The sequence below is a fragment of the Nocardia sienata NBRC 100364 genome, from assembly GCF_001613205.1.
Classification (GTDB): Bacteria; Actinomycetota; Actinomycetes; order Mycobacteriales; family Mycobacteriaceae; genus Nocardia; species Nocardia sienata.
The window spans coordinates 1-22473 of the sequence record NZ_BDBX01000063.1; the positions used below are offsets into that span (position 1 = coordinate 1).

Genomic DNA, 22473 nt, shown 5'->3' on the forward strand with positions numbered 1-22473 from the left:
TGCCCCCGCTCCGGCGCCCGCCCCCGCTCCGGCGCCCGCGCCTGCGGCTGCCGCTCCGGCCCCCGCCGCGCAGGCTGCCTCCGGTAACGGCGCTACTCCGTATGTCACTCCGTTGGTGCGCAAGCTGGCCGAGGAGAACGGCGTCGACCTGGCGTCGGTCACCGGCTCGGGTGTCGGCGGCCGGATCCGCAAGCAGGACGTGCTCGCCGCCGCCGAGGCCAAGAAGGCTCCGGCCGCCGCGGCACCGACGGCCGCCGCCCCCACCGCCGCGGCACCGGCCAAGGCGGCCGCCACCCCCAGCCCCGCGCTGGCGGCACTGCGTGGAACCACCCAGAAGGCCAACCGGATCCGGCAGATCACCGCGACCAAGACCCTGGAGTCGCTGCAGACCACCGCGCAGCTCACCCAGGTGCACGAGGCCGATGTCACCAAGATCGCCGCATTGCGCAAGCAGGCCAAGGCCGATTTCGCCAAGCGCGAGGGCGTGAACCTGACCTTCCTGCCGTTCTTCGCCAAGGCCGTGGTGGAGGCGCTCGGGGTGCACCCGAACGTCAATGCCAGCTACGACGCGAACAGCAAGGAGATCACCTACCACGCGTCGGTGCACCTGGGCATCGCGGTCGACACCGAGCAGGGTCTGCTGTCCCCGGTGATCCACAACGCCAGCGATCTGTCGCTGGCGGGTCTGGCCCGTGCCATCGCCGATATCGCCAACCGGGCCCGCACCGGCGGCCTGAAGCCCGACGAGCTGGCCGGTGGCACCTTCACCATCACCAATATCGGCAGCCAGGGCGCCCTGTTCGACACCCCGATCCTGGTCCCGCCGCAGGCGGCGATGCTGGGCACGGGTGCCATCGTGAAGCGCCCGACCGTGGTCACCGACGAGTCCGGTAGCGAGTTCATCGGCGTCCGTTCGATGTGCTATCTGCCGCTGACCTACGATCACCGCCTCATCGACGGTGCGGATGCCGGCCGGTTCCTCACGACCATCCGGCACCGCCTGGAAGAGGCGGCGTTCGAGGCCGATCTCGGCCTGTAAGGGGCGACGACGATGTCGGTTGTGGTGGCCGGTTCGTCCGGACTGATCGGCACCGCGCTCGTCGCGGCGTTGCGCCGCGACGGGGAGCAGGTGATCCGGCTGGTCCGGCGGCCGGCCGCCGCGCCCGACGAACGTCGCTGGGATCCCGCACAGGGGGAACTCGACCCGCGGATCCTCGACGGCGTCGACGCGGTGGTGAACCTGTGCGGGGCCGGTATCGGTGACAAACGCTGGACCGGCGCGTACAAACAATTGCTCCGCGACAGCCGGGTCACCCCGACCGATGTCCTCGCGACGGCGGTGGCCCGGGCCGGGGTCCCGACGCTGGTCAACGCCAGCGGCGTCCACTACTACGGTGACACCGGTGCGCGAGCGGTGGACGAGAGCGGCCCTCCGGGAACCGGTTTCCTGCCCACGCTGTGTCACGACTGGGAGGCCGCGACCCACGCCGCCACCGAGGCCGGGACCCGCACGGTGCTACTGCGCAGCGGGGTGGTGCTCACCGGCTCCGGTGGCATGCTGCCGCAACTGCGGACGCTGTTCCTGCTGGGCCTGGGCGGCCGGCTGGGCAGCGGACGCCAGTATCAGCCGTGGATCTCCCTCGACGACGAGATCGGCGCGATCCGACATGCGCTCACCAGCGAATCGGTACGGGGTCCGCTCAATGCCGTGGGCCCCGCGCCGGTTACCAATGCCGCTTTCACCCGCGCGCTCGGCAATGCCCTGAACCGGCCGACACCGTTGTTCGTCCCGGGTTTCGCGCTGCGCGTGGTGATCGGCGAGTTCGCGGAGGAAGCCATCCTGCACAGTCCGCGGGCCCTGCCGCGAGTGCTCGAGGAAACCGGGTACGAATTCCGTCACGCCACCGTCGGCGCGGCACTGGCCGCCGCGGTGGGCCGATGACCGCCGGCGTCACCTCGGTCCGGGAAGCGCGCACCGAGGATCTCCCCGCGATCCTGGAGATCCACAATCGCGCCATCGCCGAGACCACGGCCATCTGGGACGACGAACCCGTGGCACTCGACGAGCGCGTCGCCTGGTTCCGCAACCGTACCGAGCACGGCCGTCCCGTCCTGGTCGCCGAAGTCGGCGGTGAACTCGCCGGTTACGCCAGTTACGGGCCGTGGCGGCCCAAATCCGGCTACCGCCACACCGTGGAGAATTCGGTCTATATCGCCGACCGATTCCAGCGACGCGGGATCGGCGCCACCCTGCTGGCCGAGCTGATCGGCCGCGCCGAGAAGGCCGGTGATATCCACGCCATGGTCGCGGCCATCGAATCGAGCAACACCGGTTCGATCGCCCTGCACCAGCGATTCGGTTTCCGCACGGTGGGCGTACTTCCGGAGGTGGGCCGCAAGTTCGGCCGCTGGATGGATCTGACGCTGATGCAGCTCACCCTGGAGATGAGCGTAACGTCATGAAGGTGAACAACACCCGCACCGCAACCCGGTCGGCTCGCTACGACAGCACCCCCGTCGACGTGCGTGAACTGGGTCTCATCGACTATCAGCAGGCGTGGGATCTGCAGCGTGAACTCGCCGCCCGCCGGGCCGACGGCGCCGGCACCGACACCTTGCTCCTGCTCGAACACCCCTCCGTCTACACCGCGGGCCGCCGTACCGAGGAGGCCGATCGGCCCACCGACGGCAGCCCGGTGATCGATGTGGACCGGGGCGGCAAGATCACCTGGCACGGCCCGGGACAGCTGGTCGGCTACCCCATCATCCGCCTCGCCGAACCGATAGATGTGGTCGACTACGTCCGGCGCCTCGAACAGGCCCTCATCCGGACCGTCACCGATCTCGGCGTCGAATGCGGACGGGTCCCCGGACGCTCCGGCGTCTGGCTGCCCGCGTCCGGGTTGCTGCCCGAGCGCAAGATCGCCTCGATCGGGATCCGAGTGCAGCGCGGAGTCACCCTGCACGGCATCTCGCTGAACTGCAATGCCGATCTCGGCGCGTTCGGCGCCATCATCGCCTGCGGAATCCGCGATGCCGGTTCGACCAGCCTGAGCCAGGAACTCGGCCGCGAGGTCACCGTCGCAGAGGTCACGCCGCGTATCGCCGAAGCTGTTCCGGCCGCGCTCGACGGCGAGATCCCGGTTACCGAGCACGATATCCCGCGGGCCGCCACCCCGGCCGTCGCGGACCACGCCGCCGCCACCGCGGCACGCGATCCGAAAGGTGCCACAGCATGAGCGAGTCAGGCCCGGAGGCGGCAGCGCAGCGTAACCACGGAGGGCCCTCGCTCATGCCCGATGGACGCCGCATGACCTCCGCCCAAGCTCCCGCCGGCCGCAAACTGCTGCGCATCGAGGCCCGCAACGCCGAGACCCCGATCGAACGCAAACCCGGCTGGATCCGCACCCGCGCCACCATGGGCCCGGAGTACACCGAGCTCAAGGGCCTGGTGAAACGAGAGGGTCTGCATACGGTCTGCGAGGAAGCGGGCTGCCCCAATATCTTCGAATGCTGGGAGGACCGCGAGGCCACCTTCCTCATCGGCGGCGAACAGTGCACCCGGCGTTGCGATTTCTGCCAGATCGACACCGGCAAACCTTCGCCGCTCGACCGTGACGAACCCCGCCGGGTCGCCGAGAGCGTGCAGGCCATGGGACTGCGCTACTCCACCATCACCGGCGTCGCCCGCGACGATCTGGAGGACGGCGGCGCCTGGCTGTACGCCGAAACCGTACGCGCCATCAAGAAACTCAACCCGGCCACCGGCGTCGAACTGCTCATTCCCGATTTCAACGCGAAACCGGATCAGCTCGCGGAGGTCTTCTCCTCCCGCCCCGAGGTACTGGCGCACAACCTCGAGACCGTGCCCCGGGTGTTCAAGCGGATCCGCCCCGCCTTCCGCTACGAACGGTCGCTCGAGGTACTCACCGCGGCCCGCGCCGACGGCCTGGTCACCAAGTCCAATCTGATCCTCGGTATGGGCGAAACCCCCGACGAGGTCACCCAGGCCATGCGCGACCTGCACGAGGCGGGCTGCGACATCCTCACCATCACCCAGTACCTGCGCCCCTCGCCGCGCCACCACCCGGTGGACCGCTGGGTGAAACCCGAGGAGTTCGTGGAACATTCGAAGGTGGCCGAGGAGATCGGTTTCGCCGGGGTGATGGCCGGACCACTGGTCCGCTCCTCCTATCGGGCGGGCCGGTTGTACGCCCAGGCCATGGCCCACCACGGCCGCCCCATCCCCGAAGTCATGGCGCATCTCGCCGCCGAGGGCACCGCCACCCAGGAGGCCAGCGCTGTTCTGGAACGGTTCGGGTCCCGGATCTGAGGTTTTTCGCTCCGGTCCGTCGCCGGTACCCCCGACGGACCGGAGTACCACTCCGCAGAGCCCTCCGAAGCTGCTGCCCACGGCACAGAACGTGCAGAATCCGGCCCCTCCCGTCGAATCGGACCGTGATCATCCATGGAACCGGCGGCTTGCGCCCGAACCGACGAGGCACCGACAGGCCGAGTGCCTGCGCCGCAAACGTTCCCACATACCAGAGGGTCATGATGACCGTCTTCGTCCATGCCGTTCATCGCGACCACCCCACTCGACACTCGGTCGTGAGCTCGAGACCGCTACCTACACTACAATGAAGGCATTGAAGTCAATGGCGCCTTTGACGGCAACGAAGGCAGGTGAGCACATATGGCGAGACTAACGGTCCGAGATCTTCCCGATGACGTGCGTGAGGCGCTTCGCGTCCGGGCAGCCCAGCACGGGCGCAGCACCGAAGCCGAGGTCCGGGCGATCCTCATCGAAACCGTCTCGCCCAGGCCGGAGGTCGGACTCGGCACTCTGCTGAACGATATCGGCAGGGAAATCGAGCTCGCCGACGACGAGATCGACGCCCTCACCGTCCGAGACCGCCGACCTGCCGACCCGCTGGAGTTCGGGTGATCATCCTCGACACGAACGTCATCGCCGAACCGTTACGCAAAGCGCCCGAGGCCGGAGTGGTCGAGTGGATCGACGCGCAGCCCCTCCACACGCTGTATCTGTCGGCCGTCACCGTGGCCGAGCTGCGTTTCGGGATCGCCGCTATGCCCGCGGGACGCCGCAGAGACCTCCTGAAAATTAGAGTCGAGACTCGTGTGTTGCCATTGTTCACGGGCCGTGTGCTCGCCTTCGATCTGGCCGCCTCCGCCGCCTACGCCGAGGTCATGGCCGCGGCCCGTGCCGCCGGAAGGGCGATCGCCACAGCCGACGGCTTGATCGCGGCTACGGCAGAGTCCGCGAACATGTCCGTGGCCACCCGGGATACCGCCCCCTTCCGGGCCGCGGGAGTGCGTGTAATCGATCCGTGGGTGTAGTCGCCACGAGAAATAGGACGGCGGATCAGCGATGAGTCCCGCAGTGCCCACCCGTCCTGAACGGTGACACCACCGGAATTCCCAGGGAGACTCGACATGCTCATCGTCGCCGGATATCTCATCGTCGATCCGCCTGCCCGCGCCGCCTACCTCGACGGTTGCCTCGAGGTGGTCGACCGGGCCCGTTCGGCACCCGGCTGCCTGGATTTCGCATTGAGCGCCGACCTCACCGATCCCGGGCGCATCAATATCTTCGAGCGCTGGACGGACCGGGAATCGGTGGAGGCGTTCCGCGGCCCGGGGACCGGCGACGCGCAGAATGCGTCGATCCGCGGTGCTTCGGTGGCCGAGTACGAGATCGCCGAAATCCGTCCGCTGACCTGATCGTCCGGCTAGAACTTGATGCGCTGCAGAAGAGCCGGGATCTTCGAGGCCGACATGAGCGCCTTGAACTGCCAGCTGTCATCGCGCGGCAGGATTCCACCGCGCTGGGTGACATCGAAGGCGTCGTAGAGGGTTTCACCCTCCTCCATCAGTCCTTCGGCGTTGAAGTGATAGCGGTCGACGGCGGGACATTGGATGAAGCGGCCGTTGCCGTAGAGCACCGGGGCGCTGCTGTCGTAGGGATAGAGACGCAGGGGTCCGTCCCAGTGGCCGCTGCCTATGTAGCGGATGACCACCCGCACCCGGCCCTCGGGAGTGATATCGAGGTAGACCTGGCCGGGCAGCGGGTCGTAGCGCCAATCCGGGATGGCGTCGAAGAAGGCGAAATTGTATTTCACGAATTCGTCGATTCCGACGATGGTCCGGCCGAATGTGGTGACATCGGTGTAGCGGACATCGGGCGCGTACAGCTCGTGGTTGATGCTCATATCCCGCACCAGGAAACTCCACCAGTACTTCTTCGCCCAGTCCATGAGCCAGGACAGGTCCTGGCCGAGTTTGCTGTAGAGCTCCAGCTTCCGGTCGAATTCGACGAACCACTCCTCGGTGGTGGCCTGCAGTTCCGGTTCCGGGATCACCCGGATGGGCACCGCGCGGTTCGCGTCCAGGTATTCGGGGGCCGGCCGGGCGAGGCGGGGACGGCGCAGAGCTTGCTGGAACTGTTCGTCACTGAACACGGCATGAGCCTTTCGGCAAGTGCGACCCGGGACGGCGCAATCGACCTACAACTTGAATCGTATGATTCATGTTGAATCAGGTGATGTCAATGGATTGTCGGAGCCGATGCGAGGATGAGTCGGTGAACGCACCCAAACTGTGGCGTGGCCGGACCCTGGACGCCAGGTCCGCGGAGCGGCGCGAGCAACTCGTGGACGTCGGTGTCGAACTGCTCGGCACCGGTGGCTCGGCCGCGGTCACCATGCGGGCGGTGACCAGGGCGGCGAATCTGAGTCCGCGCTACTTCTACGAGAGCTTCGAGGACCGGTCCGCTCTGATCGCCGCCGTCTACGACCGGCTCGAAGCCGAACTACTCACCAGGTTGCGCGCGGCCGGTTACGGCGGCGATCTGCGCACCACCATCCGCACGGCGCTCCAGATCTGCGCCGCCTTCTTCGAGGAGGACCCACGCCGGGCCCGGATCCTGTTGCGCGAACCTCTCACCGATGACACATTGCGCCGCCACAGCGCCGGTCGGCTACCGGCGTTCCTGCGCACCATGGTGCCGGCCCTCGGCACCGCGGCCGGTGCGCTGATACCGGATAGCGAGGAAGCTCTCGCGGTCGCCGGTACCGCGCTCGGCGGCGCTCTGGTGGCCCTCTATCTGGACTGGATCGACGGACGTCTCCCGGTGGAACGCGACCGCCTGGTCGACCACGCGACGGCGGTAGTGCTGGCCCTCGCCGACATCAGGCTCTGGCCGCCACCTTCATCCAGTTGCCCCGGCAAACCGGACGGGGCCGACACGACCGTTCACCATTCGTGATCGCGCACGAGTTCCACTTTCGCCTGTGCCAGCAGCCCGGCCTGCAGCGACTCGCAATGCGCCCACCAGTCCGGATGCGTCGCGGGGTCACGGACGGCGGCGTGCAATCCCTCGGCATGGGCGACGATCCTGGCGCGCAGCGCGTCCGAGCAGATGATCTCGACCCGCTTCTCGGCCAGCCAGACGCTTTCGATCAGCCGCTTCAGATCCTCCGGCGCACCGCCCCGCTCGCGCACATCGAGCTCCGATTGCAGCCGCTGCGCCGTCTCCAGATAGCCGAGAATCGCGGACTTCAACTCGTCTCGGTGGGCGAGGCGGCTCTCGGCGAGTAATTCGAGCTTCGACTGCCGCGCCGAACTCCGTTGTACCAGAAGCGTTGCCGAGGCGCCGAGCGCGGCGCCCAGCAAGGGCATCAGACTCGTCAGCAACGTCGAAACCACACCCGGCGACATGGCCCCATCCTTCACCATCGGCACCCCGTCGCGGCGGGCCGATACCGATCACGGGACGATGGCGACGACGTCGTAGGCGGTCTCCGGGGTCGCAGGCGTAGTGAACCGGGCATTGGGGAGGTAGAGACGCTCCCCGAAAGCCGCAACCGTCGTCGGAACGTCGAAGCGCGGGTCGCCCAGGTGGCGCTCGATCGTGCCGCGAATGCCCGTATGGTCGAACCCCACCTCGGCGATCGTGCCGAGCCGGTTCTGTACGACCAGTAACCTGCCGTCGTGCCACAGCAGTCCATCGCCGTAGGGGACCGACGCGGCACCGAGGTAGACCGATTCGGTCGCCCCCGTCGCCGGGTCGACCCGGTAGAGCCGCCCGGTCGCCGACTGCACCACGATCAGCCCGGCGCCGTCCGGAGTACCGACGATCCCGTTGGCGTTGATCGCATGCGCCGAGAACTCGATATCACCGGTGAGCGGTAGGTGAACCGCCTCGCCGGGCCGTGGCAACGCACCCGAGGGCCCGAGGGGTAGGTGATACAGCACCGGCGTATGCGAATCGGTGAACCACGCGCCTGCGGAGGTGAGCACCACATCGTTGACGAACGGGTCCGCCGATCCGAAACGGTAGCGCGCCAATACTTCACCGGTCCCGGTATCGATGACACGAGCGTCTCCCCCGGTACCACCGGCGACGAACAGCCGACCGTGCGGATCGAGCGCGAGCCCGAGCGCCGGTGTGCCCGGTCCCGGACTCAACACCGCGCCACGGCCGGTCCGCAGATCGACCCGGTAGATGGTGCCGTCGAGGCGTGATCCGAGGTAGGCGACCGGCGCCGATCCGATCGCGATACCTTCCGGCGCGAACCCCGCCGGTAGTTCGATCGTGGCGGGAAAGGATCGCGGTGGTGCGCAGCCCGGCGCGATGAGTGCCGTCGCGAGTATCACCAGGGCGATCACGATATCGAGAACACGCCGCATCCCGATCTCCGGTTCAGTAGCCGACCGTGAAATGCCGTACCCGGCTGGGTGTCTCGAGCTCGTCGACGATCGCGACGGCGAGATCCTCGGCCGAGATCCGGGAGTTTCCGGCAGCATCGACCAGGAGCGTGGTGGTCCCGCGCCGGTATTGTCCCGTGCGCGAGGCCGGCTCGAGCACGGCGGGCGGACTCAGATAGATCCAATCGGCCGAATGGGCACGGCAGGTCTGCAGTTGAGCGACGCCGGCGCCCGCGATCGCCCGGATCGGCTCGGGCACGTACTCGGGGCTGTCGAGGACGAGCCGTCCGGGATCCGCAGGATTGCGCAGGGGTGCGGCACCGCCTACGACGAGGACGCGAGTTCCGTGCGCGGCCGCCACGTCCAGCAGCGCCTCGGTACCCGCGGCCACCGTGTGCTCCTGTCCGGGGACCGGCCGGGTGGCGACCACGAGAGCATCCGCGCCGGCCGCGAACTCGCTCATCCGGGAGCGGTCGTTCGCGTCGCCCTGTACGGCGACGACCCCGGGCGGCAGTACGGCCGGCCGCCTGTTCCGGAAGACGGCCACCGGGTCGTGTCCGCGGTAAGCAGCTTCGGTGACGACCCGGGAACCGACCATCCCGGCCGCGCCGACAACAGTGATCTTCATTGCGATAACTCCTTCGTGGTGAGGGCGGAAAAGGTGCCGCGCCGCCGCCGGGCCGGCGCGGGAAGCTGGCCCGCGACGATCGCCGCCAGCGAGAGCCCGAATCCCACCAGCTGGATCGGGCCGAGCGTCTGACCGAGCAGGACTGCACCGAGAACGGCAGCGACCAGTGGCGAGAGCAGGGCGAGGATCGCGACGGAGTTCACCGGCAGCGTGGTGACACCGCGGAACCACAGCACATAGGCGATGAGCCCGCCGAACAGCCCGAGCCAGAGATATCCGAGGGCAGCGGGCAGGCCGATCGCCGGCGGCGGCCCTTCGACCAGGACCGTGAGCGGCGCCAGGAACAGCCCGCCCGCCGTGAGCTGCCAGCCGGCGAAGGCGGTCGGGCCCACCCCGGCGGGCCGGCCCCAGCGCTTGGTGAGCGTCAGGCCCAGCCCCATCGACGCCGCGGCGCCGAGCCCGGCGGCGATGCCGATGGGGTCGAAGGCCGCGGCCGGCCCGAGCACCACCAGACCGACACCCGCCAAGCCGACCGCGCCCCAGGCCATCCGCCACGCAGAAGGGCTCTCGTGCAGCACGGCCACCGCCAGCACCGCGACGACCAGCGGTTGCGCGGCCGCCAGCGTGGCGGCGACCCCGCCGGGCAGCCGTTCGGCCGCGAGGAACAGCAGTGGGAACAGCAGGCCGATATTGAGCACCCCGAGTACCGCGGCCCGGCCCCACCACGCGCCGCGCGGCAGGGTCCGGGTGAGGGCGAGCGCGATCAGTCCGGCCGGTAGCGCGCGCAGCAGACCCGCGAACAGCGGGTGCCCCGGGGGAAGCAGTTCGGTCGTGACGATATAGGTCGTCCCCCAGACGACCGGCGCGAACGCGGTGAGCGCGGCCCAGGGCAGATCACCACGGCGGGAGCCCTCGGGCCCCACGGGGACCTCTTGTACAGCTGGACTTTTCACCCCCGAAGTCTCACGCGGCGACTATTGATGAGTCCAACACATGTTTGTCACTTCATCGATCTCGGTACAAGATTGATCCATGGAGCTGCAACAGCTGCGCTATGTACTGGCCGTCGCCGAAACGAACAACTTCACCCGGGCGGCCCAGCGTTGCCTGGTCGTCCAATCCGCACTCAGCCACCAGATCGCCCGCCTGGAACGCGAACTCGGTGCGAAACTGTTCGAACGCACCAGCCGGCGGGTCCGGCTGACCCCCGCAGGCGTCGCGTTCCTACCGGCCGCCCGCCAATGCCTGGACGCCGCCGAACGCGCCGCCGCCGCGGCCGCCGCCGCGGTGGGCGAGGTGCGCGGCCGGCTCGCCGTCGGCCTGATCCCCTCGGTCACCGCGGTCGATCTCCCCGCCGCACTGCGCGATTTCCGCGGGCGTTACCCGCATGTCCGCATCAGTCTCCGGGTGGGCGCGAGCGATGAACTCACCGATCAGGTCCGCGACGGCGCCCTCGATATCGCCTTTCTCGGACTTCCGACCACCGCCCGCCCACGCGGTGTCACCGCCCATGAACTCACCCGTGATCGTCTCGTCGCCGTGGTCGCCCCCGAACATCCGCTCGCCCGCGAAGCCTCGGTCGACCTGCTGCGCTTGTCCGCCGAAACATTCGTCGACCTGCCCGCCGGGACCGCCGGCCGCGCGCAATCCGATCAGGCCTTCGCCGCCGCCGGCATCGATCGCGAGGTCGCCTTCGAAGTGTCCTCCGCCGATTACATCGCCCGCCTCGTCGAACAGGACCTGGGCGTGGCCATGCTGCCTTCCGCCTATGTACCGCAGCTCACCGGCGTGGTCACCGTGGACGTCTCCGACGCTCCCGCCCGGGTGGAGTACATCGTCTGGAACAGCTTCTCCCGCACGCCCGCGGCCGCGGCGTTCCTCACCGTTCTCGACATTCCCGCCCCATCGGACGAGAGTCGGTGAGGGCTCCCCGGCAACTTCCGACGCGGCCGGGCCGAACCGTCAGACCAGGTGCTTGCGCAGAACTTCTCGATGGGTCGGGCGAGCGTCCTCCAGCCGTGCGCGACCCTCGGCGGTGAGTGCCAGGAAGTTCGCGCGGCGATCGAAATCACACGCCGCCCGCTCCACCAGCCCGGCCTTCTCCAGCCGGGTCACCGTTCGCGAGAGCGCGCTCTGACTCAGGTACATCTCGGCCTCGATGTCCTTCATCTTGACCTTCTCCGCCGGCCCAACTCCACAGCGCCCGCCCAGGATCTGCAGCAACTCGAATTCGCTGAGCCCGAGCCGATGCCGCGCCTGCAGCGCGTTCTCGAGTTCGCACGAGGTGACGTGGTAGCGACGCAGGGTTTCGGACCACTTCGCGCAGACATCGTTGTCGGAGTCGTGGTACATGATCCGAGATTAGCATGTCAAGTCATTTTATGCCTACGCATTACATGCCACAGCATTACATGCGTTGACATTCCATGCTCGTGCATTTAAGTTCTCTCGGGTGACCCTCACCGCACCAACCCCGCAGAACCTCACCGCCGCAACGGCTACCGACCCGGCCGCCGACCGCTGGGGACCGAAGCTGTGGGCGATCCTGTTCGTCGCCGGACTGGCGATGTTCCTCGACGCGCTCGACGTCTCCATGGTCGGCGTGGCACTCCCCTCCATCGGCCACGACCTCGGCCTCGACACCTCCGCCCTGCAGTGGATCGTCAACGGCTACATCCTCGGCTACGGCGGCCTGCTGCTCCTCGGCGGACGCGCCGCCGACCTGCTCGGCCGCCGCCAGGTCTTCCTGACCGCCCTGGTGGTCTTCGGGATCGCCTCGCTCGTCGGCGGACTCGTCGACGCCGGCTGGCTGCTGATCGCCACCCGGATCGTCAAGGGCGTGGCCGCCGCCTTCACCGCCCCGGCCGCCCTCTCGATCATCACCACGACATTCAAAGAGGGCCCGGACCGCAACCGGGCACTGTCGATCTTCACCATCTTCGGCGCCACCGGATACGCCTCCGGCCTGATCGTCTCCGGCCTGCTCACCGGTATCGACTGGCGGCTCACCTTCTACATGCCCGTGGTCGTCGTCGCCGCGGTCATCGTCGCCGCCTACATCGTGGTGCCACGCACCATCGAAAAAGAGGAGGGCCGTATCGATTTCACCGGAGCGGCTCTACTGACCGGCGGTATGCTCGCGGCGGTCTACACCATCGTCACCGCACCCGAAACCGGTTTCACCGCCACCGTGATCGCGACCACCATCCTGGCGGTCGGACTGCTCAGCGCGTTCTTCGTCACGGAGAAGCGGGTGAGCCACCCGCTGGTGCGACTGAGCATCTTCCGGGTGAAGTCGATCGTGCGGGCCAACCTCGCCGCGCTGGCCATCTTCGGCTCCTACCTCAGCTTCCAGACCATCGTCTCGCTGTACCTGCAGAACACCCTGCAGTGGGAGCCGTTGCAGATGGCACTCGCGATGGCGCCCACCGGCATCATCGTCGCCATCCTGTCCCCGATGGCCGGTAAGCTCATCGACCGCTTCGGCACCGGCCCGATGATTCTGGCCGCGCTCACCTCGTTCGTCGGCGGCTACCTGTGGTTCCTCACCCGCGGCGGCAGCCCCGATCCCGCCTACGCGGTCGACTACCTGCCCGCGTTCCTGCTGCTGGGCCTCGGTTTCGCGCTCGGCTTCTCCGCGGTCATGTCGCAGGCCACCGAAGGTATCGCCGACCACGAACAGGGCCTGGCCTCCGGCCTGGTGCAGACCTCGTTCCAGATCGGCGGCGCGGTGGTTCTCGCCATCGCCACAGGTCTGATCAGCGGTGCGGCCACGGGCGGCATCGACGGTTACCGCCCGGGGCTCTACCTGGTCACCGCGGTCGCGGTGGTCGGCCTGCTGGCCTCGGCCACGGCGCTGGCGGCGCGCAAACAGCCGGTCGCCGAACTCGCGTAACGGCTTCCGGATCGAGAACGGGGTCGCCGGTTCGGCGCCCCGTTCTCGGCGCCGGGACGTAGTGCCCCCCTCGGACACACTACGACGGTTGACCGTCGTCGAAGGCCGGTCCGAACAGAACGTGGGCAGGCACGTCCAGAGCCGGCACACGTCCTGGCCGCCTGCCGGATCGAATCAGAAGGGCCGCTGGGTGCGGATGATCTCGGCCAGGTAGGCGTAGTCGTCGGCCCGGCCGCTGGACGCACGGAAAACCAGCCCGAGGGTGCGCCCGGGCGCCGGATTCGCGAAACGTGCGATATCGAGTGCGCCGCGGCCGGTCTCGGCCGCGACCGCCATTTCCGGGATGAGAGTGATCCCGAGCCCTCCGGCCACACACTGGACCACCGTGGACAGCGAAGCCGCACGGGTGTCCCCGGCCCCGCCCGGATGGACGTCCGTGGAACGGCACAGCTCGAGGGTCTGATCCCGCAGGCAGTGCCCCTCGTCGAGGAGCAGCATCGGTAGCATGCCCAGCGCCGCGGGTTCGATATCGGTTCGACCCGCCAGCGCGTGCCCGGCGGGAACCACCAGGACGAATTCCTCGGTATAGAGCGGTATCTCGACAAGTCCCGCGGCCTCGGCGGGAAGAGCGAGCACCGCGACATCGAGCACGCCGGCACGCAATTCGTCGACCAGGCGGGCCGTTTTGTCCTCGATCACCTGCGGGGTCAGCGCGGGGAGTTTGCGATGCAGAGTGGGCAGCAGGGCCGGGAGGATGTAGGGGGCCGCGGTGGGGATGATCCCGACGCGCAGCACACCGGCGAGGACGTCACCGGTCGCCGAGGCCAGGAAACGGTCCGCGGCTTCGAGTGTGGCCGTGGCGGCGGGGAGCAGCCGGGCGCCCGCCGCGGTCACCAGGACGCGCCGGGTACTGCGCTCGATGAGCTGTAATCCGAGCCCGCTTTCCAGTGCGGCCAATGCCTGCGACAACGTGGGCTGGCTCACCGCTAGCCGCGCCGCGGCCGTGCCGAAGTGCCGGTATTCGGCGACCGCTACGAAGGCACGCAGCTGTGACAGGGTGGGTTGATAAGACTGATCGGACACACCTATCAGTCTAGTGCCACCTATCACTTTTGCCTTTTGCCGGTCTTTCGGCAAGATTAGTTACGAGCTTTCGCCTTACCGGCTGGAAATCGAGCAGGCCGGTACCACCTACACAAGAAGGAGTTTCGGGCATGTCCCTGCTGACCATCGGCGACCAGTTCCCCGCCTACGATCTCACCGCGGTGATCGGTGGTGACTTGTCCAAGGTCGACGCTCAGCAGCCGGATGACTATTTCACCCGGATCACCAGCGCCGATCACCCGGGCAAGTGGCGGATCGTGTTCTTCTGGCCGAAGGATTTCACCTTCGTGTGCCCGACCGAGATCGCCGCGTTCGGCAAGCTGAACGAGGAGTTCGCCGACCGTGACGCCCAGGTCCTCGGCGCGTCCGTGGACAACGAGTTCGTGCACTTCCAGTGGCGGGCCCAGCACGAGGACCTGAAGACCCTGCCCTTCCCGATCCTGTCGGACCTCAAGCGCGAACTGGCCACCGCCACCGGCGTTCTCAATGCCGACGGCGTCGCCGACCGCGCCACCTTCATCGTCGATCCGAACAACGAGATCCAGTTCGTATCGGTGACCGCCGGCTCGGTGGGCCGCAATGTCGACGAGGTGCTGCGCGTGCTGGACGCGCTGCAGTCCGACGAGCTGTGCGCCTGCAACTGGAAGAAGGGCGACCCGACCATCGACGCGCGCGAGCTGCTGGCCGCGAGCGTCTGAGAGCGGAAGGAGAACCGGTGAGTATCGACAATCTGAAGAGCTCGCTCCCCGAGTACGCCAAGGACCTCAAGCTAAACCTCTCGTCCATCTCGCGGACGACGGTGCTCAACGAGCAGCAGCTGTGGGGCACCCTGCTGGCCGCGGCCGCCGCGACCCGTTCCACGGCGACTCTGCGGGAAATCGCCGAGGAGGCAGCCGATGTGCTGTCCGCCGAGGCCTACAACGCCGCGCTGGGCGCCGCCTCGATCATGGGTATGAACAATGTGTTCTACCGGGGCAAGGCGTTTCTCGATGGTAAGTACGACGATCTGCGGGCCGGCCTGCGGATGCAGATCATCGGTTCCCCCGGCGTCGAGAAGGCCGATTTCGAGCTGTGGTCGTTCGCGGTGTCCTCGATCAACGGGTGCCAACACTGCTTGGAGGCGCACGAGCACACCTTGCGCGAAGAGGGTGTATCGCGTGAGGTGATCTTCGAGGCGTTGCGCGCCGCGGCGATCGTGGCCGGAGTCGGCCAGGCCGTGCAGGCCGCCGAAGCGCTGGCAACGGCTGCGGTCTGAGCCCGGTTCGACCGCGCAACCGGCAACGGGGCGGCGAGGTGTTTCCTCGCCGCCCCGTTCTGCGTATCGCGGGGTTCGTGTCGCGGTGCGTCCGGCGCCCCGCCCGGCACTTCGCTCGATGGATCGCCGTCAGGCCCCGACACCGGCGGCGCGGAAATCGCTGGGCCGTATCCCTCGATGCCGTTTGAACGCGGCACTGAAACCGAAAGCGTCCGCGTAACCCACCGCTTTCGCCACCTGGGCGACGGTCAGGCTGCGGTCGGACAGCAGTTCCTCGGCGTCGTCCATCCGGCATTCGGTGAGGTACGCCAGCGGCGACTGCCCCATCACCTCGGTGAAACGCCGGGCGAACAGCGCCCGGGAGACACCGGCCTCGGCCGCGAGCGATGCCACGGTCCAGCCCGCGGCGGGCTGCCCGTGCATTGCCTCCAGCGCCGGCCCGACCACCGGATCGGCCGATCCGCGATACCATCCCGGCGCTTCGGCGGCCGCTCCCTCGAACCAGTCACGCAGCGTGCACACCAGCGCCCAGTCGAGCAGCCGGTCCATCATCGCCTGGGCGCCCGCCGGCCGCGCGACAGCATTCGCGGCGACCGATTCCATCCAGGCGCATGTCTCCACATCGTCGGAAACCACCAGAACCGGTGGTATCGCACCCAACAGCCGTTCGTGCCGCCGGCCCGATGCCCGGTACGCGCCGACGAGCAGGGCGGTTTCCCCACCCGGATCGTTACCCCAGCGGCCGTCGTCGAGCGCGGCGTCGCATGAGGCATCCGGTGTGAAACAGGCGATCTCGTACTCCTCGTGCGGCAGGCCCACCGATTCGGCACGGTCGGCCAGCAGGAACGGCTCCGGACCGCGCACGACCGCGGTGTCGCCGGCCGTGATTTGGCGCTCGGCACCGCCGGACAGCAGCAGAGTGCCGCCACCACGCAGCACGGTCACCATGGTCAGCGGCGCGCGGTCGGCGAAGCGGATGGTCCAGGGCGCCTCGAGGAGCGCGTGGGTGAGCACGGCGCCTTCGGCGCGGATACCGCCCAGCAGTTTACTCAAGGGATCCACACCACCGAGGGTAGACGAACTCCTATCGAATGTAGAGCTTTACCCATAGAACGTCCACGCCGATAGCGGGTGGAATGGAATCCGACAGCACAACCGACCGTCCGGAAACCCCGGGCCCGCAATGGAGGATCCCGTGCCGCTCAACCCCAACGAGGACACCGCGACCACCCGCACCGCGCTGGTCGTCGTCGCCCACCCCCGCCCCGATTCGCTGACCGCCCATATCGCCGGCCTGGCCACCCAGCGGCTCACCGCGGCGGGCTACCACATCGACCTGCTGGACCTACACGCCGAGGGATTCGACCCCCGGATGACCGCCGCCGACCTCCCGGAGTGGGGCAACCGCGAGAAGACCTATTCCCCCGAGGTCGAAAGCCATATGCGGCGCGTCCTCGCCGCCGATATCGTCGTCGCGGTCTTCCCGGTGTACTGGGTACAGGTTCCGGCGATTCTGAAAGGCTGGATCGACCGCGTGTGGAACTACGGATTCGCCTACGGCCGCAGCAAACCCCGGCTCGCGGGCAAACGGATGCTGTGGCTCGGCCTGGCCGGCGCGGCGGACGACGACGGGGTCGTCGACATCATGCAGCAGTCACTGAGCATGCAACTCAACGACGGTATCGCGTACTACTGTGGTCTGGCCGAGTCGTCGGTGGGGCTGCTGCCCGGCGCGGAGGAGAAAAGGCAGCGGGTGGACGCCGACGGCAACCTGCTGCTGGACGAGGCACTCACCGGCACGGTTCGCGATGCCCACTACGCGGCACTGGAAGACCGGGCCCGGCACCTCGTCGACGATTTCCTCGCCGGCGACCGGGTACCGGCCTGACCGACGCCGGGCGAACCGACACCGGGCGGGCCGAGCGGTGCATGCCCGGGGTCGCGCACTGCGGGCCGGCGACCGGGGTGGCCGGAGTCGGATACCGGCCCCGGGGCACCGTACAGCCCCGGGACGCGGAAATCTCCGGCTTCGGGCGACAGGCGGGCCCGGCACGCCGGTACGCCCCGGCGCTCACCCCGCGTCTGCCGGGATCTCGGTGCCGACGATCCACTCGTGACCGAATGGATCCCGCACCCGCCCCTGACGTGCGCCGTAGGTCTGATCGGCTACCTCGAATACGATCTCGCCGCCGGCGGCCACCATCCGCTCGGCGAGACGGTCGGGCTCGGGCGTCCGCACGGTGAGAAGTAGTCCGCGACCGCCGAGCCGCAACGGGTCCTGATCGAACTGGTCGGCGTCTTTCAGCTCGAATACCGCTCCACACGCGAGCCCGAGCGCGGCGAAGACCACCCGGCCGTTCGCTTCGTGGCGTTGCCGGACCACGGCGCCGAATACGTCACCGTAGTAACGGATGGCCGTGTCGGCGCCTTCGACAATCAGTTTCGGGGTGATCTGTTCGATGCTCATGGTCGAAGTATGTGCGGGAATGCCGCGTACCGACTTGGAGATTTGTCTCCTACGCCACGCGGGTGGCGCCGGCCCGGCAGATGCCGGCGGCGAGAACGCTGCTACCCGGAGCCGCGTCCGGCGGCGGACAGCAGGATCTCGGCAGCGGCACGCGCGTGGCGTGCCGCCTGGGGATCCTCATGGATGGCGGCAGTGACCATGGCGCCATTGGCGAGAATCACCAGCTGATCGGCCACACCGCCGGGATATGAGCCTTCGGCGACGAGCTCGGCCAGATAGGAGCGCACGGCGAGTTTGTGGCGCCGCGCGATCCGAGCGACGTCATCGGAGGTGCCGCCCAATTCCCCGACGGTGTTGATGAACAGGCACCCCCGGAAATCGGGTTGGGCGAACCACTCCAGCAAGTAGTCGAACACGGCGAGGATCCGCTCCCGCGGCGTGTGCGCCCGCGTGTCCACATATTCGGCGATCGCGCCGCGCACGTCACGGTCACGCTGCTCCAGGACCGCGCACACCAGATCGCCTTTGGAGGGAAAGAGCCGGTAGAGCCGCTTCAGCGACACGTTCGCGGCATCGCGGATATCGTCCATCCCCACCGCTTGCACACCTCGGTCGTTGAACAGCCGATCGGCCGCGACGACCACCTGTAGCGCTTCGGGTCCATCCGGCACCGCGACCTCCTTGCATTGAGAACCTACGTTCTCCTATACTACTGCTACCGGTGAGAACGAGCGTTCTCCCGGATCGATCGGCACGACTTCGGCCTGGAGCGGGGCACTCACCCGGCCCTCGAGGTCATGCCCGAACTGCCGTGACCACAGGTCCGGTCACCCCCGAAGGAGAAGACAATGAGTCGACCCACCACGACCAAGACCGCCGTTCTCGTGATGAGCGACCCCCACGGCGGCGACGAAGCACTCGGCCGGGTGTTCAACGCCCTCGCCGCCGCCTACGACTTCGACCAGGCCGGCGACGAGGTCCGGCTGCAATTCCAGGGAGCGGGCACCCGGTGGCCCGAACTTCTCAACGCACCCGACCATCCCGCCTACGACGTCTATCAGGCAGTGCGGCACACCGTCGCCGGGATCTCATGCGGATGCAGTGATCTGTTCGGCGGCAAGGAGGGCGCCCAGGCCTCCGGCCTCGAGCTGATCAAGGACAACCCCCTGCCCGGCACCTCCGGCGTGGCCAGCGTGCGCACCCTCGTCGACAACGGGTACTCCATCCTCTCGTTCTGACCATGGAACATTTCTTCGCACTCACCTTCGGAGCGGACGAGCAGGCGCACCAGCGCCGGAAGGGCTCTTTCGCCCGCTACGAACACATGCTTTCCGCCGCGCCCGTGCCGACCGGCATGGGCGCGGCGGAAGCCGAGTTCCTGCAGCGCCGCGACAGCTTCTATCTCGCCTCCACCGGCAGCAACGGCTGGCCCTACGTGCAACATCGCGGCGGGCCGGCGGGATTCGTGAAAGTAACCGGTCCAACGCAGTTGGTGTGGGCCGAGAGCACCGGCAACCGGCAGTACATCACCGCCGGCCACCTCGACCACGACGACCGGGTCGCGATCATCGCGGTGGACTACCCGAACCGGCAACGACTCAAGCTACTCGGTCACGCGCGGTTCGATCCGGAACCCACTTCCGAAATGCTCGAACAGCTCGGCATCACCGGCCGCCTCGAAGGCCTGCTGACCGTCGAGGTCGTGGCCTTCGACTGGAACTGCCCCAAGTTCATCACCCCACGCTTCACCGCAGATGAGATGCGGACCGCCACCGAACCGCTCAGAGAACGTATCCGCCGGCTCGAGGCAACGCTGGCGGAGAACAGAATTCCCGTCCCGCCCTCCCCATGACCGATCCGCCCGCCGAGAACGCCCTTCCCCCTGAGAGGTTGCCATGACCGACGCCCGACCACCGTTTCCTCCCTTCACCGCAGAGACCGCACTCCGCAAAGTTCAAGCCGCCGAGGACGCGTGGAATACCCGCGACCCGCAGCGCGTGGCCCTCGCCTACACACCGGACTCCGTCTGGCGCAATCGCGATCTCTTCATCACCGGACGCGAGGAGATCGTCGTCTTCCTGACCGCCAAATGGGAGCGCGAATTGGACTACGCACTCCGCAAGAGCCTGTGGAGTTTCCACGACAACCGCATCGCGGTCCGTTTCCAGTACGAGTGGCACGACACCAGCGGGCAATGGTGGCGCAGCTACGGCAATGAGCTGTGGGAGTTCGACGAGCACGGATTGATGCGACGTCGCGAAGCGAGCATCGACGACGTCGCGATCCGCGACACCGAGCGAAGGATCCGCGGGCCCCGGCCCGAGCAGGAATACGGGGTGGACATACCACTCCACTAGACGGCCTTCCCCGCCCGCGGTCGGCCGGATAGGCCGCGCCGGTCGGGTTCCCGGAGGCCGCCGGGGAGGCCATGACCGGCACCGCGGTCTCGTGCGGTTCGGTGAGCGCGGAATCCCGCGGCAGGGCCGGATCGCGTCCGCGGAATCCGTGAGAGCCGCCGGTGGTGATACCCCTCCGGCGAGAACCTGCTTCCCGCGGCGCCACACCGTTCCCGGTGCCGTGCCCGGGCGGTAGCCCCGGCGCTACGGTCATCGTATGACCGATAGCACAGCATCGGCCCGCGTCGGCCGCCCTCGCGACACCCGGCTCGATACCGCATTGCTGTCGGCGACAGCCGAGCTGATCGCCGAGCGCGGATACAGCGCGGTCACCCTGCAGGCGGTGGCCGACGCCGCCGGGACGAGCCGTCCCGCACTGTATCGCCGGTACACCGACCTCGCCGATCTGGTCGCGTCCATGCTGATGGAGCGTTTCGGCCTGCAACCGGGCGCCGAGGATCTCGGCGGAATCGAAGCGGAACTCCTGGCGATCCAACAGCACCAGCGGCAGTTGTTCAACGACGTGGTGATGCGTAGGGCATTACCCGGGCTGCTCGCAGACCTGGCTCGTAGTCCGGAGCTGGCGCGGCGATTCCATGAACGGTTCCTCCGGCCACGCCGGCTTTCGACTGCCACGATTCTGGAACGCGCGGTGCTACGTGGAGAGATCGCCCCGGGCACCGACCCGGAATGGCTCTGCGATCTGATCACGGGCCCCATGCTGATGCGGGCGCTCGTTCCCACACTGGGCCCGATCGATGCGGAACTGGTTCGGCTCACGGTGCGTTCGGCTCTCGACGCCGTCGGCTACCGCGAGCGCTGAACCGAGTCATACCCATCCGGGACATTTATGGTTGACGTCACGTTTCGGCCGACCTACATTGATTACGATCCGTAACGTAACCAGAGGAGTCGGCATGCGGACGGACATCGAGTTCGGCAGTAACGGCGTGACGTTGCGCGGCTGGTTGTACCGCCCCGACGTATCCACAGACGAAACCCCGCTGGTGGTGATGACGCACGGCTTCGCCGGAGTCAAGGAGTGGGTTGCGCCGTTCGCCGAGGTGTTCAGCGCCGCCGGGCTCGCCTGCCTGGTCTACGACCACCCGGGATTCGGCACCTCCGACGGCGAACCCCGATACGAGGTGGACCCGATGGCCCAGATCGAGGGGTATCGCGACGCGGTGACTTTCGCCCGGACCCTGGACGGTATCGACCCGGAACGGATAGCCGTCTGGGGAACGAGTTACGCGGGTGCGCACGTACTGGTCGTCGCCGCCACCGACCGGCGAGTGCGGGCCGTCGTGTCCCAGGTGCCGTTGACCGCAGGCTGGGCGACGTTCACCCGGCTGGTCCCCTCCGTCATGCTGCCCACCGTCCACGCGGCCATCGCCGCGGACCGGTCCGGCCGGCTCGCCGGGAAACCCCACGAAACGATCAAAGCGGCCTCCGACGACCCCACCGAGATGGTGGCCATGCCCGGCCCCGAGGTCTACGAATGGCTGATGGCCAACGGCCCGCAGATCCCGACCTGGCGTAACGAGGTGACCCTGTCCAGCGTGGACAAATTCCAGTCCTACGCTCCGGAGGCATTCGTGGCCCGGGTATCACCCACGCCGCTGCTCATGGTCGTCGCCGAACAGGACACGTTGACTCCCACCGAGGTCGCCCTGCGCAGCTACAACGACGCCCTCGAACCCAAACAACTCGCGTTGATACCCGGCGGGCATTTCTCCGTCTACGAGGAACAGTTCGAGCGGGCCGCCACCGTCGCACGCGACTTCCTGCTCAACCGGCTCAACGGCTGACCGCTGTCATGCCCTCGGCCGAGAACACGAGAATCGCCGGCCCCGTACCGGCCGGCGCGAGATACACCGGCCCGCGCTGCGGTCGCCGGCCGGTGGTCACACGGTAATGGGCGCGAACCTCACCCTCGTCGGGCTCGCCGTCGGGTTGATCGGGCTGACCGTGGCACTGTTCCGGGAGTGATCGGTGTCC

At 68.0% G+C, this 22473-nt stretch carries 29 protein-coding genes; 19 read left to right on the plus strand and 10 right to left on the minus strand.

Annotation, left to right across the window (positions count from 1 at the left end):
* The 8 genes from sucB to NS4_RS27910 form a co-directional block, all read left to right on the plus strand.
* Positions 1-1039: 2-oxoglutarate dehydrogenase, E2 component, dihydrolipoamide succinyltransferase (gene sucB, locus NS4_RS27875; protein WP_084487798.1), on the plus strand; the 1039-nt coding region annotated here is incomplete at its 5' end.
* A gap of 12 nt (positions 1040-1051) precedes the next feature.
* The gene (locus NS4_RS27880) at positions 1052-1942 is read left to right on the plus strand and encodes a TIGR01777 family oxidoreductase (protein WP_063062464.1); all 891 of its coding nucleotides are present in this window, start codon (positions 1052-1054) and stop codon (positions 1940-1942) included.
* Complete coding sequence (locus NS4_RS27885) at positions 1939-2463, plus strand: GNAT family N-acetyltransferase (protein WP_063062465.1); 525 nt, start codon at positions 1939-1941, stop codon at positions 2461-2463. The genes NS4_RS27880 and NS4_RS27885 overlap by 4 nt, the downstream gene beginning before the upstream one ends.
* Positions 2460-3239: a lipoyl(octanoyl) transferase LipB gene (gene lipB / locus NS4_RS27890; RefSeq protein ID WP_063062466.1), complete on the plus strand. Its 780-nt coding sequence runs from the start codon at positions 2460-2462 to the stop codon at positions 3237-3239. Before NS4_RS27885 ends, lipB begins: the two co-directional genes overlap by 4 nt.
* A gap of 71 nt (positions 3240-3310) precedes the next feature.
* The gene (gene lipA / locus NS4_RS27895; protein ID WP_063062467.1) at positions 3311-4333 is read left to right on the plus strand and encodes a lipoyl synthase; all 1023 of its coding nucleotides are present in this window, start codon (positions 3311-3313) and stop codon (positions 4331-4333) included.
* 363 nt (positions 4334-4696) lie between these two features.
* Complete coding sequence (locus NS4_RS27900; protein ID WP_063062468.1) at positions 4697-4948, plus strand: FitA-like ribbon-helix-helix domain-containing protein; 252 nt, start codon at positions 4697-4699, stop codon at positions 4946-4948.
* A complete protein-coding gene (locus NS4_RS27905; protein WP_063062469.1) occupies positions 4945-5361 on the plus strand; it encodes a PIN domain-containing protein in 417 nt (138 codons plus the stop codon). Before NS4_RS27900 ends, NS4_RS27905 begins: the two co-directional genes overlap by 4 nt.
* A gap of 96 nt (positions 5362-5457) precedes the next feature.
* Positions 5458-5745, plus strand: a complete 288-nt coding sequence (locus tag NS4_RS27910; protein WP_063062470.1) for a putative quinol monooxygenase — start codon at positions 5458-5460, stop codon at positions 5743-5745.
* A gap of 8 nt (positions 5746-5753) precedes the next feature.
* Here NS4_RS27910 and NS4_RS27915 read toward each other — a convergent pair whose 3' ends face one another.
* On the minus strand, positions 5754-6482 hold the full coding sequence (locus NS4_RS27915; protein WP_063062471.1) for a nuclear transport factor 2 family protein: 729 nt from the start codon (positions 6480-6482) through the stop codon (positions 5754-5756).
* Positions 6483-6604: 122 nt separating this feature from the next.
* Between NS4_RS27915 and NS4_RS27920 the strand changes: the two genes are divergently transcribed.
* Positions 6605-7288, plus strand: a complete 684-nt coding sequence (locus tag NS4_RS27920) for a TetR/AcrR family transcriptional regulator (protein ID WP_174552153.1) — start codon at positions 6605-6607, stop codon at positions 7286-7288.
* Here the strand turns inward: NS4_RS27920 and NS4_RS27925 are convergent.
* The 4 genes from NS4_RS27925 to NS4_RS27940 are packed head-to-tail and all read right to left on the minus strand — an operon-like array spanning position 7276 to position 10311.
* Entirely contained in the window at positions 7276-7740 is a 465-nt protein-coding gene (locus NS4_RS27925) for a hypothetical protein (protein WP_157106293.1), read from the minus strand. The two genes, NS4_RS27920 and NS4_RS27925, sit on opposite strands and share 13 nt — an antisense overlap.
* A 48-nt stretch (positions 7741-7788) precedes the next feature.
* Positions 7789-8712: an SMP-30/gluconolactonase/LRE family protein gene (locus NS4_RS27930; protein WP_063062473.1), complete on the minus strand. Its 924-nt coding sequence runs from the start codon at positions 8710-8712 to the stop codon at positions 7789-7791.
* A 13-nt stretch (positions 8713-8725) separates the two neighbouring features.
* The gene (locus tag NS4_RS27935) at positions 8726-9358 is read right to left on the minus strand and encodes an NAD(P)-dependent oxidoreductase (protein WP_063062474.1); all 633 of its coding nucleotides are present in this window, start codon (positions 9356-9358) and stop codon (positions 8726-8728) included.
* Positions 9355-10311 (minus strand): EamA family transporter, encoded by a 957-nt coding sequence (locus NS4_RS27940; protein ID WP_369690230.1) that lies wholly within the window; start codon positions 10309-10311, stop codon positions 9355-9357. Before NS4_RS27940 ends, NS4_RS27935 begins: the two co-directional genes overlap by 4 nt.
* 79 nt (positions 10312-10390) lie before the next feature.
* On the opposite strand from NS4_RS27940, the gene NS4_RS27945 reads away from it, so the two are divergent.
* A complete protein-coding gene (locus tag NS4_RS27945) occupies positions 10391-11281 on the plus strand; it encodes a LysR family transcriptional regulator (protein WP_063062475.1) in 891 nt (296 codons plus the stop codon).
* 39 nt (positions 11282-11320) lie between these two features.
* On the opposite strand, the gene NS4_RS27950 is transcribed toward NS4_RS27945, so the two are convergent.
* On the minus strand, positions 11321-11710 hold the full coding sequence (locus NS4_RS27950; RefSeq protein ID WP_063062476.1) for a MarR family winged helix-turn-helix transcriptional regulator: 390 nt from the start codon (positions 11708-11710) through the stop codon (positions 11321-11323).
* A 100-nt stretch (positions 11711-11810) separates the two neighbouring features.
* On the opposite strand from NS4_RS27950, the gene NS4_RS27955 reads away from it, so the two are divergent.
* Positions 11811-13253: an MFS transporter gene (locus NS4_RS27955; RefSeq protein WP_063062477.1), complete on the plus strand. Its 1443-nt coding sequence runs from the start codon at positions 11811-11813 to the stop codon at positions 13251-13253.
* A 174-nt stretch (positions 13254-13427) separates the two neighbouring features.
* On the opposite strand, the gene NS4_RS27960 is transcribed toward NS4_RS27955, so the two are convergent.
* Positions 13428-14336 carry a hydrogen peroxide-inducible genes activator gene (locus NS4_RS27960; RefSeq protein ID WP_063062478.1) on the minus strand — a complete coding sequence of 303 codons (909 nt, stop codon included), beginning with the start codon at positions 14334-14336 and terminating at the stop codon, positions 13428-13430.
* Between the two features lie 131 nt (positions 14337-14467).
* Here NS4_RS27960 and NS4_RS27965 point away from each other — a divergent pair, with 131 nt between their 5' ends.
* Positions 14468-15055, plus strand: a complete 588-nt coding sequence (locus tag NS4_RS27965; RefSeq protein ID WP_063062479.1) for a peroxiredoxin — start codon at positions 14468-14470, stop codon at positions 15053-15055.
* Between the two features lie 17 nt (positions 15056-15072).
* On the plus strand, positions 15073-15612 hold the full coding sequence (ahpD, locus tag NS4_RS27970; RefSeq protein ID WP_063062480.1) for an alkylhydroperoxidase, AhpD family: 540 nt from the start codon (positions 15073-15075) through the stop codon (positions 15610-15612).
* Between the two features lie 129 nt (positions 15613-15741).
* Here the strand turns inward: ahpD and NS4_RS27975 are convergent, their stop codons facing one another.
* Positions 15742-16674, minus strand: a complete 933-nt coding sequence (locus tag NS4_RS27975; RefSeq protein WP_063062481.1) for an AraC family transcriptional regulator — start codon at positions 16672-16674, stop codon at positions 15742-15744.
* Between the two features lie 133 nt (positions 16675-16807).
* Between NS4_RS27975 and NS4_RS27980 the strand changes: the two genes are divergently transcribed.
* On the plus strand, positions 16808-17500 hold the full coding sequence (locus NS4_RS27980; protein WP_245665797.1) for an NAD(P)H oxidoreductase: 693 nt from the start codon (positions 16808-16810) through the stop codon (positions 17498-17500).
* A 183-nt stretch (positions 17501-17683) separates the two neighbouring features.
* Here NS4_RS27980 and NS4_RS27985 read toward each other — a convergent pair whose 3' ends face one another.
* Entirely contained in the window at positions 17684-18079 is a 396-nt protein-coding gene (locus tag NS4_RS27985; RefSeq protein ID WP_063062483.1) for a VOC family protein, read from the minus strand.
* A 101-nt stretch (positions 18080-18180) separates the two neighbouring features.
* Positions 18181-18750 carry a TetR/AcrR family transcriptional regulator gene (locus tag NS4_RS27990; protein ID WP_063062484.1) on the minus strand — a complete coding sequence of 190 codons (570 nt, stop codon included), beginning with the start codon at positions 18748-18750 and terminating at the stop codon, positions 18181-18183.
* Between the two features lie 177 nt (positions 18751-18927).
* Between NS4_RS27990 and NS4_RS27995 the strand changes: the two genes are divergently transcribed.
* From NS4_RS27995 to NS4_RS28015, 5 genes are all read left to right on the plus strand, one after another.
* Complete coding sequence (locus tag NS4_RS27995) at positions 18928-19317, plus strand: hypothetical protein (RefSeq protein ID WP_063062485.1); 390 nt, start codon at positions 18928-18930, stop codon at positions 19315-19317.
* Positions 19318-19319: 2 nt separating this feature from the next.
* Positions 19320-19931 carry a pyridoxamine 5'-phosphate oxidase family protein gene (locus NS4_RS28000; RefSeq protein WP_063062486.1) on the plus strand — a complete coding sequence of 204 codons (612 nt, stop codon included), beginning with the start codon at positions 19320-19322 and terminating at the stop codon, positions 19929-19931.
* Between the two features lie 43 nt (positions 19932-19974).
* A complete protein-coding gene (locus NS4_RS28005; RefSeq protein ID WP_063062487.1) occupies positions 19975-20436 on the plus strand; it encodes a nuclear transport factor 2 family protein in 462 nt (153 codons plus the stop codon).
* 256 nt (positions 20437-20692) lie between these two features.
* On the plus strand, positions 20693-21298 hold the full coding sequence (locus NS4_RS28010; protein ID WP_063062488.1) for a TetR/AcrR family transcriptional regulator: 606 nt from the start codon (positions 20693-20695) through the stop codon (positions 21296-21298).
* Positions 21299-21392: 94 nt separating this feature from the next.
* A complete protein-coding gene (locus NS4_RS28015; protein WP_063062489.1) occupies positions 21393-22283 on the plus strand; it encodes an alpha/beta hydrolase in 891 nt (296 codons plus the stop codon).
* The last annotated feature ends 190 nt before the right edge of the window (positions 22284-22473 follow it).

Coding starts and splice junctions, on each gene's coding strand:
- NS4_RS27880 (WP_063062464.1), top strand. CDS start 1,052: ATGTCGGTTGTGGTGGCCGGTTCGTCCGGACTGATCGGCACCGCGCTC.
- NS4_RS27885 (WP_063062465.1), top strand. CDS start 1,939: ATGACCGCCGGCGTCACCTCGGTCCGGGAAGCGCGCACCGAGGATCTC.
- lipB (WP_063062466.1), top strand. CDS start 2,460: ATGAAGGTGAACAACACCCGCACCGCAACCCGGTCGGCTCGCTACGAC.
- lipA (WP_063062467.1), top strand. CDS start 3,311: ATGACCTCCGCCCAAGCTCCCGCCGGCCGCAAACTGCTGCGCATCGAG.
- NS4_RS27900 (WP_063062468.1), top strand. CDS start 4,697: ATGGCGAGACTAACGGTCCGAGATCTTCCCGATGACGTGCGTGAGGCG.
- NS4_RS27910 (WP_063062470.1), top strand. CDS start 5,458: ATGCTCATCGTCGCCGGATATCTCATCGTCGATCCGCCTGCCCGCGCC.
- NS4_RS27925 (WP_157106293.1), bottom strand. CDS start 7,740: ATGTCGCCGGGTGTGGTTTCGACGTTGCTGACGAGTCTGATGCCCTTG.
- NS4_RS27930 (WP_063062473.1), bottom strand. CDS start 8,712: ATGCGGCGTGTTCTCGATATCGTGATCGCCCTGGTGATACTCGCGACG.
- NS4_RS27935 (WP_063062474.1), bottom strand. CDS start 9,358: ATGAAGATCACTGTTGTCGGCGCGGCCGGGATGGTCGGTTCCCGGGTC.
- NS4_RS27945 (WP_063062475.1), top strand. CDS start 10,391: ATGGAGCTGCAACAGCTGCGCTATGTACTGGCCGTCGCCGAAACGAAC.
- NS4_RS27950 (WP_063062476.1), bottom strand. CDS start 11,710: ATGTACCACGACTCCGACAACGATGTCTGCGCGAAGTGGTCCGAAACC.
- NS4_RS27965 (WP_063062479.1), top strand. CDS start 14,468: ATGTCCCTGCTGACCATCGGCGACCAGTTCCCCGCCTACGATCTCACC.
- NS4_RS27985 (WP_063062483.1), bottom strand. CDS start 18,079: ATGAGCATCGAACAGATCACCCCGAAACTGATTGTCGAAGGCGCCGAC.
- NS4_RS27995 (WP_063062485.1), top strand. CDS start 18,928: ATGAGTCGACCCACCACGACCAAGACCGCCGTTCTCGTGATGAGCGAC.
- NS4_RS28000 (WP_063062486.1), top strand. CDS start 19,320: ATGGAACATTTCTTCGCACTCACCTTCGGAGCGGACGAGCAGGCGCAC.
- NS4_RS28005 (WP_063062487.1), top strand. CDS start 19,975: ATGACCGACGCCCGACCACCGTTTCCTCCCTTCACCGCAGAGACCGCA.
- NS4_RS28010 (WP_063062488.1), top strand. CDS start 20,693: ATGACCGATAGCACAGCATCGGCCCGCGTCGGCCGCCCTCGCGACACC.
- NS4_RS28015 (WP_063062489.1), top strand. CDS start 21,393: ATGCGGACGGACATCGAGTTCGGCAGTAACGGCGTGACGTTGCGCGGC.